We start from the raw sequence: 2,335 nt of genomic DNA, 5'->3' as shown, positions 1-2,335 counted from the left end.
TCCAGCGAAAACAGGTCAACGACTTGAAGCACGCGCGCAGCCACTAGCTGCGGACCAAGACGGTTCCACATGTCAGCGCCATCGGCATTCAGGTGGATAGGTGGATCGGGAAACTCCTCGATCAGGTCGTACTCGGGCGCATCCGGCACTTCGCGATCCGGGCGGCTGGTGCCTTGCAGGACCTTGAGGTGCGGAGCGGTCGGCTTGCGTGCCATCTCGCTACCTCAGACTTTCAAATATGAATTTTGACGGTGTGAAAATTTGGCTCCCCCCGTCGTTCGGGCGCCGATTTTCAACAGACTTTCGACCCGCCCTACCCCCTGCGGGTGGTTCCGTCCTGGCGGCCAGCCAATCCGATCTGCTCGCCTATTCGGTTGTGGCAAGGCCTACACAAGGCCCGCAGGTTGTCCCACTCCAGGCCCAGCTCAGGATGCGTCTTGTAGGGCTTGACGTGGTCGGTGATATCGCTCGCGGCGTTGTTGCAGTACTCACATACCGGATAACGCTTGCGGTAGTAAGCGCTCAGCTTCTTCCAGCGCTCGGTCTTGTAGAAGCCGTCTGACTCGTCTCGGCGAAGGTTGTAGTCGCGGTGGGCCGCCTTTCGTTGCTCGGTTCGCCTGGCGTCTACTTGTGCCTTGTGCGTCCTGCAACGATGGGAGCCGGGAGTGGACGGCCTCGAGCATCCCGGTTCAGCGCACATACGCGGAGGTCTAACTGGCATTGCCTGTGCCTCATCGTTCCTGGCAGCAAGAAAGCTTCGAACAGGGGATTGAAATGCGGCAAACTGCCGTCATGTAAGTCTGACCACCATCTCGATCAGGAGAAGCTCGCATGAGCGAAATAACGATGGCTCTAGCCGGTAACACAAATGCCTCGTATGAGCACGCGTCCGCGGCGCGTAAGCGTTCTATTGCGGTGGCAGCCGCACTTGAATTGATCGCCGCACGGGTTGCAGCCGCACCAACAAACGGGACCCACCTTGATAGCGAGCTAGACAATCTGGCGCAGTACGCTGATCAAATCCAAGCCGCACTCAACAATTTTTGAGAGCGGATGCCGCAGGTCTCCGCGGCACACCTATCGATCTACGCCAACCAGCAGCGGCCCGCTGCTTGCATCGGCGATACTGGATCAACGCGAACTCAACAGGGCGCCTGCTGCACACAGCAGCACGCGTTGATCAGTTCGCCCGCCACCCAATGAAGAAAATAAAAAGCCCTGGACGACCCAGGGCTTCTGCACAGCAGCTCGGTTACTTGCCGATCAGCTGAGCACCAGTAGCCGTAACAGTTTCCATCGCCATGGAAGTCGGGCCACCGAACACTTCGGTTTCAAAGCTGAAGGTTGCACCCTGCTGAGCCTTGGTAACCAGCGTCGGAGCCAGCTCACTCAGCGTGTAACCCTTGTTGCCAGTAAGGCCGGTCTTCACGACCTTGGTAGACGCACCGTTCAGGGTTGCCGTGGTACGCACCGCATAGTTGAAGGTGCCGCTCACCGCCGGATTGAGGTTGATCGTCAACTTCGCAGGCGATCCTGCCGAGCCCTTGACCTCGGCCTTCAGCAGCTTGTGCATCTTCACCGAGTTGGGAACGCCCGAACCGCCTGCACACACGCCCAGGTACCCGTTGGATACCGCAACGTAGTTGTAGGAGGACATCTTGTAGGCGCAGTAAACGCCCTTATCCACGATCTGCCCGATCACGTAACGCGGCGAATACATCGTGCCCGTAACGCTCGTGACCCCGAACTGCGCGTCGAGAGTCGGCAGCTCAGCCGGGTAAACGATGGTCAGACCGTTTTGAGGAGTCTGGTACTTGTTCGCCTTGTAGGTCACGCAGGTAGGGTTGGGGATGTCAGTTTCGACCGTCAGATAGCCGGCCGGGCGTGAAATGTTGTTGCACTGGACGACCGTGTCGGCCATGGCTACCGAAGTATGCAGCGACGCCGCTCCAGCGACGGCCAGGGCAGCCAGAGCAAAGAATTTACGAGATGCTTTCATGAGTTCGTTCCTCAATGATTGATTTGAATGGCGGCTTGAGCCGCTTCCTGATCGCTCACTGGCGAGGTGACGAGACTCTCGGTCTTCAAGTGATTCAAGGTCCCGCAACGCGAGCACTTGATCTGGATACTGCTGTACTCACCCACGCGGGCGAGAAGTCTGTTGCACTTGCCACATCGGCAATCTCTCATCATCTGCAAAGCCTTCTGGTATCTGCTAGGCTCGCCCGGCACTCGCGAGTGCGGGGGGCCTTGGCTGGCTTGCAGGTTCGCTCTGCAGGTTGGCGCCTAGGGCTGATGTTGGCGCATCAGCTCTAGGAGCCCTCTTCTTTTCTTG

The 2,335-nt window shown here is 58.5% G+C and carries 5 protein-coding genes; 1 reads left to right on the top strand and 4 read right to left on the bottom strand.

Translation table 11 applies throughout. The annotated features are described in order from the left end of the window. Positions 1–215: hypothetical protein (locus tag EA795_RS20520; protein ID WP_205891511.1), on the bottom strand; the 215-nt coding region annotated here is incomplete at its 3' end. Positions 216–313: 98 nt separating this feature from the next. After that, entirely contained in the window at positions 314–700 is a 387-nt protein-coding gene (locus EA795_RS20515) for an HNH endonuclease signature motif containing protein (RefSeq protein ID WP_170162255.1), read from the bottom strand. Positions 701–831: 131 nt separating this feature from the next. Here EA795_RS20515 and EA795_RS20510 point away from each other — a divergent pair, with 131 nt between their 5' ends. Further along, on the top strand, positions 832–1,047 hold the full coding sequence (locus EA795_RS20510; RefSeq protein WP_240645056.1) for a hypothetical protein: 216 nt from the start codon (positions 832–834) through the stop codon (positions 1,045–1,047). Between the two features lie 205 nt (positions 1,048–1,252). Here the strand turns inward: EA795_RS20510 and EA795_RS20505 are convergent, their stop codons facing one another. Continuing rightward, positions 1,253–1,999: a hypothetical protein gene (locus EA795_RS20505; protein WP_147456326.1), complete on the bottom strand. Its 747-nt coding sequence runs from the start codon at positions 1,997–1,999 to the stop codon at positions 1,253–1,255. 11 nt (positions 2,000–2,010) lie between these two features. Next, positions 2,011–2,193, bottom strand: coding sequence for a Com family DNA-binding transcriptional regulator (locus tag EA795_RS20500; protein WP_122079164.1), 183 nt, complete (start codon positions 2,191–2,193; stop codon positions 2,011–2,013). Between the last annotated feature and the right edge of the window lie 142 nt (positions 2,194–2,335).

It is taken from the genome of Stutzerimonas nitrititolerans (assembly GCF_003696285.1).
Lineage (GTDB): Bacteria > Pseudomonadota > Gammaproteobacteria > Pseudomonadales > Pseudomonadaceae > Stutzerimonas > Stutzerimonas nitrititolerans.
The sequence above is the reverse complement of the archived record's forward strand: the minus strand, read 5'-3'. Positions and strand labels throughout refer to the sequence as shown.